General features: G+C 38.1%; 7 protein-coding genes, 2 tRNA genes and 1 pseudogene. 6 read left to right on the top strand and 4 right to left on the bottom strand.

From position 1 onward, the window contains the following. Nucleotides 1-72: 72 nt before the first annotated feature. Entirely contained in the window at nt 73-1365 is a 1293-nt protein-coding gene (locus P20439_RS07850; protein WP_008465893.1) for an NCS2 family permease, read from the bottom strand. A gap of 118 nt (nt 1366-1483) precedes the next feature. Here P20439_RS07850 and P20439_RS07845 point away from each other — a divergent pair, with 118 nt between their 5' ends. From P20439_RS07845 to P20439_RS07835, 3 genes are all read left to right on the top strand, one after another. After that, nucleotides 1484-1945 carry a tetratricopeptide repeat protein gene (locus tag P20439_RS07845; RefSeq protein WP_008465891.1) on the top strand — a complete coding sequence of 154 codons (462 nt, stop codon included), beginning with the start codon at nt 1484-1486 and terminating at the stop codon, nt 1943-1945. 317 nt (nt 1946-2262) lie between these two features. Then, a complete protein-coding gene (locus P20439_RS07840; protein ID WP_008465889.1) occupies nt 2263-2697 on the top strand; it encodes a SulA-like leucine-rich domain-containing protein in 435 nt (144 codons plus the stop codon). 39 nt (nt 2698-2736) lie between these two features. Next, on the top strand, nt 2737-3213 hold the full coding sequence (locus P20439_RS07835) for a YchJ family protein (protein WP_008465887.1): 477 nt from the start codon (nt 2737-2739) through the stop codon (nt 3211-3213). Nucleotides 3214-3280: 67 nt separating this feature from the next. Here the strand turns inward: P20439_RS07835 and P20439_RS07830 are convergent, their stop codons facing one another. Together P20439_RS07830 and P20439_RS07825 are read right to left on the bottom strand one after the other, a co-directional pair. Continuing rightward, nucleotides 3281-3583 (bottom strand): DUF6172 family protein, encoded by a 303-nt coding sequence (locus P20439_RS07830; protein ID WP_008465885.1) that lies wholly within the window; start codon nt 3581-3583, stop codon nt 3281-3283. A gap of 211 nt (nt 3584-3794) precedes the next feature. Continuing rightward, a complete protein-coding gene (locus P20439_RS07825; protein ID WP_008465882.1) occupies nt 3795-4322 on the bottom strand; it encodes a VC2046/SO_2500 family protein in 528 nt (175 codons plus the stop codon). Nucleotides 4323-4434: 112 nt separating this feature from the next. On the opposite strand from P20439_RS07825, the gene P20439_RS07820 reads away from it, so the two are divergent. Beyond that, nucleotides 4435-4519 (top strand) — tRNA-Tyr (locus tag P20439_RS07820). A gap of 49 nt (nt 4520-4568) precedes the next feature. Next, a tRNA-Tyr gene (locus P20439_RS07815) sits at nt 4569-4653 on the top strand. 31 nt (nt 4654-4684) lie between these two features. Here the strand turns inward: P20439_RS07815 and P20439_RS07810 are convergent. Continuing rightward, nucleotides 4685-5377 (bottom strand): M48 family metallopeptidase, encoded by a 693-nt coding sequence (locus P20439_RS07810; RefSeq protein WP_008465881.1) that lies wholly within the window; start codon nt 5375-5377, stop codon nt 4685-4687. Between the two features lie 243 nt (nt 5378-5620). Between P20439_RS07810 and P20439_RS19140 the strand changes: the two are divergent. Then, a pseudogene (locus P20439_RS19140) lies at nt 5621-6766 on the top strand (MHYT domain-containing protein); the annotation flags it as partial.

Below are 6766 nucleotides of genomic sequence, written 5' to 3'. Positions count from 1 at the left end.
TTTTTTATTGCTAAAATTTAGTCACGATATAAATTTACTTACCCAGACTAAATCGCGTTTTTAACATAAGCATTAAGATAAAAATGCAAACTTAACAATAAACAATGCAGTTAAAATCCAGACACTAATACTTACCTGATCTTTTTTACCACACAGCACTTTAACCGCGGTGTAAGAGATAAAGCCCAGTGCAATACCGTGTGCAATTGAGAAGGTCAACGGTGTCATTAATAGTACAACACTCACTGGAATTGCATCGGTCATATCATCCCAATTTACAAATTTTAAGTTTTGTAGCATTAGAACAGATACGTATAAGATTGCTCCTGCTGTTGCGTAAGCTGGTACCATTTGTGCCAAAGGAGCAAAAAACATCATCAATAAAAAGCAGCAACCTACAACCACAGCCGTTAGACCCGTTCGACCACCCACTGATACCCCGGCTACAGACTCTATGTATGAGGTCGTTGTTGAAGTACCTAGCATTGCACCGGCTATAGTTGCAGTGCTGTCTGCGCTTAATGCACGACCTAAACGCGGCATATTGCCGTTTTTATCTGCTAGTCCAGCTTTTTGAGTAACAGCTACCAACGTCCCTGAGGTATCAAATAAATCAACAAATAAAAACGCAAAAATAACACTTAGCATAGACAGTTCAAAAGCAGCACTAAAATCAAGTTGCATGAACGTCGGCATTATTGAAGGTGGCATTGCAACAACACCATGATATTCAACTAATCCCATAGACACTGCAATCGCGGTGACAAGCAAAATACTAATAAGCACGCCACTTTTAAAGTCGCGATAAAGTAATGCCGCAATAACAAAAAAACTAAAAATAGCTAATAACGGACCCGGTGACGTTATATCACCTAGCTGCACAAGTGTTGCAGGGCTAGATACAATAATACCAGCACTTTTAAGCGCGATAAGTGCCAAGAATGCACCAATACCGGTTGCTATTGCTTGTTTAAGTACCAGAGGGATTGCATTAATAATCCATTCACGCACCTTAAATAAGCTTAATATTAAAAATATACAGCCTGACATAAATACCGCGCCCAGCGCTGCTTGCCAGCTATAGCCCATACCTAACACAACGCCATAGGTAAAAAATGCATTTAATCCCATACCCGGTGCCAATGCCAGTGGATAATTGGCCCACAAACCCATAATAAAACACCCTATTGCAGCAGCAATACAGGTGGCAACAAATGCGGCACCTTGGTCCATACCGGCTTCTGCAAGCATAGCTGGGTTAACGAATACGATATAAACCATCGTAATAAATGTAGTCATACCGGCAATACATTCACGGCGAACCGAAGAATCATTTGCACGGATTTTAAATAAGGCTTCGAGCATAATAAACTTGTGGTTGTAAAAAGTGGCGAGATTTTAGCATAAAAATAACTTTTTACAGGACATTTTACCTTGCTATATACTAAACTAGCTAAGTGATTAAAATAACAAACGAAGTAGCATGATCAAAACGACACCAAGTGGCCAAGACTTAGAGCAACAATTAGACAACATTCTTTCTTTTGTAACGCAACCAAGCGATGCAAACCTCCCTGCGAGCTCTAAAAGCACCGATCAAGACACATTAAATAAAGCCCTTTATTACCTTAAAAATGAACAAGGCGCTTTAGCCGCAAAATGGATGCGTTTAGCAGCAATGGCAGGAAACTATCGTGCACAGTTTTACTTAGGGCTGTTTTTTATTAAAGGGCAAGGCGTACCACAAAGCGTATTTCATGGGGCTGCGTGGCTTAGCTTAGCTAGTAGCCAAGGATATGAGCCAGCAATAGAAGCAATGAGCGATATACGTAAGCATATTAGCACTAAACGACTTAAAGACGCCCAATGTTATGCTGCCAGCTTATATGAACAAATTCATCAGTTACAATTTTCACATTTGATCCCTATAAGTCACGAAAAATAATTTTACTCCCTTGTAACTCATTTCATCTATAAATTAATTAAGCGTTTATATGCTAAATGCAACAACGCTTAATTTTTTAAAAGTACTGTATATCCCCTGTATTTCAGCTTAGTCGTAGATTAAAAAACTAACACCAAAAGCGCTCACCCACTAAATACCTAATCAATTGTTATATATAACTTATTTGTTTTTAAATAATTAAATTTTCATGCTCAGCTGAATAACTGTACAAAAAATAGCAAAAAACACTTGCACCAAACAACTGTATAAACTACTGTATGCATGTACTGTATAAAAACCCAGTGAGTGAGACGATTATGTTACAGCCTATTACCGTAAGAACAGTTAAGAGCTACCAACAAGATGACCAATCAGATTGTGTTAACGTTGTTCAAATTGAAGATGAAATTTCAGCAACGTTTGAATTATTAAAAGTATTACACCAATACAATAGTTTAAATGCATGGACACTTTTAATTGCACCAGACCATGTGCCTAGCAAAGCGCTGCTTGATTCATGCTCAATTGATACCAGTAAATTACTGGTTATACGTCAAAAGCACTTAGTTAATTTAGAGTATGTTTTAAGCTCTGCACTTCATAATGGTAATTTTGCCGCGGTGATCACCTGGACTGACATAATAAATAATCAGCAGCTATCTCAGTTATCATTAAACCTGAGCCATACACGCACTAAGCTATATTGCTTTAGCAAAAAAAGCGCTCAAGCTGAGATTTCACTAACGCAATAAGCTTGGTAAACTAGCGTTTTAATACACAGTACATTTATTATGACCTCTAACGCCCTACTATGTTTTTGTAGCAGTCAGCAACTTTATGCTGATTGCTGTGAACCTTTTCATTTAAAAACCAAACAGCCACAAACACCAGAGCAACTTATGCGTGCTCGCTACAGTGCTTATGCTGTTAAAAATGCAGTTTTTGTTCGTGACAGTTACGCAAAAGAAAAACAAGCTGAAAACTCAATATCAGAAATTAAAGACTTTGCAACTAGCTGCCGCTTTGTAAACTTAACCGTATTAGATTCTGGCTATGATGAAGATACAGGGTTTGTAAAGTTTAAAGCTCATTACTTTTATCAAGATCTATATTGCGAGTTGGCAGAGCATTCAAAGTTTATTAAAGAAGATGAACAGTGGCGATACCTTGATGGTGAGATTACACCGGTTGCCGATATTAAAGTAAAACGCAATGATACTTGCCCTTGCGGAAGTAATAAAAAGTATAAAAAGTGTCATAGTGTATAAGTAAAAACCACAAAAAATGGGCCACTTGGCCCATTTTCAAAAACTACACAAAACGCAATTTAGCGTTTTATTCGTCATCAGCTTCATCGAAGTCTTGACGCTGCGCAGGTCTTGCTAAAATCTCTAAGTAAAAAGAGGTTAAACCTTGCTTTTCAATTTCACTGATGTGATTGTTAATTTCAGCAACGTGAACTACTTGGGCTTCTTCAGCCGTGTTACCAAACTTACAATCGAATGCCCAGTAGTCGGCATCAACAGGTAAAGTTTTATTACGTTCTCTTTTCAAATATTTTTTCACTTCATGCTTTGCAGCATCAACCATACGAGGGTATTTGATTTTCTCATGATTCAGCGTGAATGTTTTCTTCATTACGTTCCTAATTACCTTGGTTTAATGATAATGGCATTCAATGTCATACCATTTGCGCCATTATAGCAATTGCATTTAAATTTTGGATGCTTTTTTTATATTAAATCAGTTATTAAAATAAAGCACCTGTAAAACCACTCGTTACTTACTAATATAAACACAGTTTATTACAATCTAATGGCGCTTAAAAACAGCATTCAATGTAATTTAATTAGGCACTAAACAAATGTAGTGGCTGGTGGAGGGCTTCATTTTGTAAATCATCATAAAATGCTGCGGCATCCATTTGCACATTTGAGAGCGGCATATCAGTGTTTTTAATTCGCCGACGGACTGCTAGTTCACAGTTATCAATTACGTTAAGCGGGATATGATTTTTATCATCTCGAATATTTAACGGCTCAGGCTTTAAACACTGGGTTAATTTTATATCACTCATCCCTACAGCGCTTCCCATTTTTGCTAAAAGTTCCGTGTTATTTTTGCCAATTAACATATTAAAACTCTCAGGCGCTAATGGCTGCTTTGGACCCGCACCAAATTGTTTGCGCAGGGTCTCTTCATCGGCTTGATAACCACTTGAATCAATTTTAGGTAAGTGAAACTCACTAAAATCAAGCGCATCATGAGATAGCATTGCTAATAAAAGAGCAAATTCACCCCGACGGCTTTCATGCACACTTTTATTGAGTCGTGTTTTTAATTGACTCTCTGTGATTAACAAATCACCAACCTGCATAGACTTTAGCCTATTTAACTAATTAATAAGTATTTATCGGCTAAATTTGAATTTTCTTTAGCTTTTTTCTTTACTTAAATAAGAAGTTTGCTATTATCTGCCGCGTTGCATTGGAGGGGTTCCCGAGCGGCCAAAGGGATCAGACTGTAAATCTGACGGCTCAGCCTTCGCTGGTTCGAATCCAGCTCCCTCCACCACTTTTCTTAGGCTAAGTTAAGTGGGGCCAAATGCAATAAAAATTAGTGTGGAGGGGTTCCCGAGCGGCCAAAGGGATCAGACTGTAAATCTGACGGCTCAGCCTTCGCTGGTTCGAATCCAGCTCCCTCCACCACTTCTCTTCTTTACCTCGTTTATTTTTCTTACTATTCAAAAACCCATTGTAAACTCATGCCATGCTTATTTAGCCAAGCGCTTGCTTTTTTGTATTCTGAATAAAATAATCCTACACGATGCCAAAATTGAGCACTGTGATTTAAATACTTTAAATGCGCTAACTCATGCACAATTACATAGTCAATTACCCAGGTGGGTGCGCCTGCAAGGTGTAAATTAAAGGTAAGCTCACGCCTGCGGTTACAACTGCCCCAGCGACGCTTATACGATTGAATACGAATATTACTCGGTAGCTTTTCACCCATCAGCTGACAATAGTAGTTTACTCGCATTTCAATATAACTTTCTAACTTCTCATGCAAAAACTGCTCTAGCAAACCTTGATACATTTGCGTTCGATACTTCACACGTGAAGAAATACTCAGTAACAGCGTTTGGCTTTCATTGTGCTGCTGCCATTGAGTGCGTGCTGCATTTTCAAATTGCACATTTACAGCTTCATTAAATAATTTAATGCTATGGGTTTTGAGTGGAAACTGTCGTGTATCGGCTTGAGTTTGTTGCTTATGTAGCTGAGCATCAATCCAGCCCTGTTTACTCAACAGCCATTCATTTATTTGTGTTTTCGTTACAAAATGGGGCGCATACACCGTAAGTTCTCGCTGTGCGACTTTGATCGCTACTGTTTTTCTTCGTTTACTTCGCTTTAAAGTGTAATCCAACAATGAATGCTGCCTAGTTATAATTAAAGACTGGGCTTTATTTTACCTTGTACCATAACGGCTGATCTATAAATAATCCCTACTAAATGCCATTTTAATAACAATGCATTTAGTAATGCTCAATAAATAGTAAGTTTAAAGCTTAAAACACTTACGTTACTGTTGTAACTTAGAGCTCAATACCTTGTGATTATTGTTGTGTTTATATTAGACTGGGTTTAAGAGTTATTATGTGAATGATTGATGCTATCTAATTTTTTTATAAACCAACCAGATCCAAGTCTAATTATTAATGGTGTATACGACCCAAGTTTAGTGACACTATCTATACTCACAGCAATTTTTGCAGCCTACTTTTCCCTGCACGTTATCGATTTAGCAAATAATACTCACTTTAAGTCTTATCGTAAGCTAGCCAATTTAACTGCAGCTTTAGTGCTTGCTGGGGGGGTATGGAGCATGCATTTTATTGCTATGCTCGCGTTTTCTTTGTGCACTACAATTAAATACGATCCCACACTCACTTTTGTGTCGTTTATACCGGCTTTACTGGCGTGTACCATTGCTTTTTCTTGTTTGAAAACATATAGCACCCACCCTCGTATTATCAATTTAATTCTAAGCTCACTTTTATTTGGCGCGGGTGTTGGCACCATGCATTACAGTGGTATGGCCGCAATGCAATTAAGTCCGTTACTTCGTTATGATCCAATATGGTTTAGCGCTTCAATTGTTGTGGCAGTGCTGCTGTCTTTCATCAGCCTCTATGTACGTTTTCATTTACCTGCACACTTTAAAAAATTAACGCCGGTGCATAATCGTATTATTTGTGCGCTTATTCTGGGGTTTGCCGTGGCTGGCATGCACTATATGGGCATGGCCGCTGCGCGATTTATTGCAACCACTCCGATAATTAACGAGCAAACAAATCGCACTTAACCTTTATCGCTATTAGTGTGTCGTTTGCCACGCTTTTATTAACAGCGGTGGTTGTGATCATCAATGGCATGATCCGCTACAGAATGCTATTAGGGAAAAAATCTGCTGAAGAGTCTCGTCTTGATGCTATCTTATCAACCGCCATTGATGGCATTGTCACTATCAATATTAAAGGTACCATTTTAAGCTTTAATAAGGCCGCAGAAACGATTTTTGGCTGGAAAGATAATGAGGTCATTGGCCTAAATGTAAAAATATTGATGGCTGATGATATTGCTAATCAACACGATGCTTTTTTAAAAAACACCACAAACCATGAAGTAAAGCGTGTGATTGGTGTTAATCGCGATGTGTGGGCAAAACATAAAAATGGTCATCAATTTCCAATTCGACTAGGGATTGGTGAAGTAAAGCAATTACAAACTGAAACGCTATTTGTTGGCTTTATTA

The organism is Pseudoalteromonas sp. BSi20439, from assembly GCF_000241165.1.
GTDB lineage: Bacteria > Pseudomonadota > Gammaproteobacteria > Enterobacterales > Alteromonadaceae > Pseudoalteromonas.
The sequence above is the reverse complement of the archived record's forward strand: the minus strand, read 5'-3'. Positions and strand labels throughout refer to the sequence as shown.

Coding starts and splice junctions, on each gene's coding strand:
- P20439_RS07850 (WP_008465893.1), bottom strand. CDS start 1,365: ATGCTCGAAGCCTTATTTAAAATCCGTGCAAATGATTCTTCGGTTCGC.
- P20439_RS07845 (WP_008465891.1), top strand. CDS start 1,484: ATGATCAAAACGACACCAAGTGGCCAAGACTTAGAGCAACAATTAGAC.
- P20439_RS07840 (WP_008465889.1), top strand. CDS start 2,263: ATGTTACAGCCTATTACCGTAAGAACAGTTAAGAGCTACCAACAAGAT.
- P20439_RS07835 (WP_008465887.1), top strand. CDS start 2,737: ATGACCTCTAACGCCCTACTATGTTTTTGTAGCAGTCAGCAACTTTAT.
- P20439_RS07830 (WP_008465885.1), bottom strand. CDS start 3,583: ATGAAGAAAACATTCACGCTGAATCATGAGAAAATCAAATACCCTCGT.
- P20439_RS07825 (WP_008465882.1), bottom strand. CDS start 4,322: ATGCAGGTTGGTGATTTGTTAATCACAGAGAGTCAATTAAAAACACGA.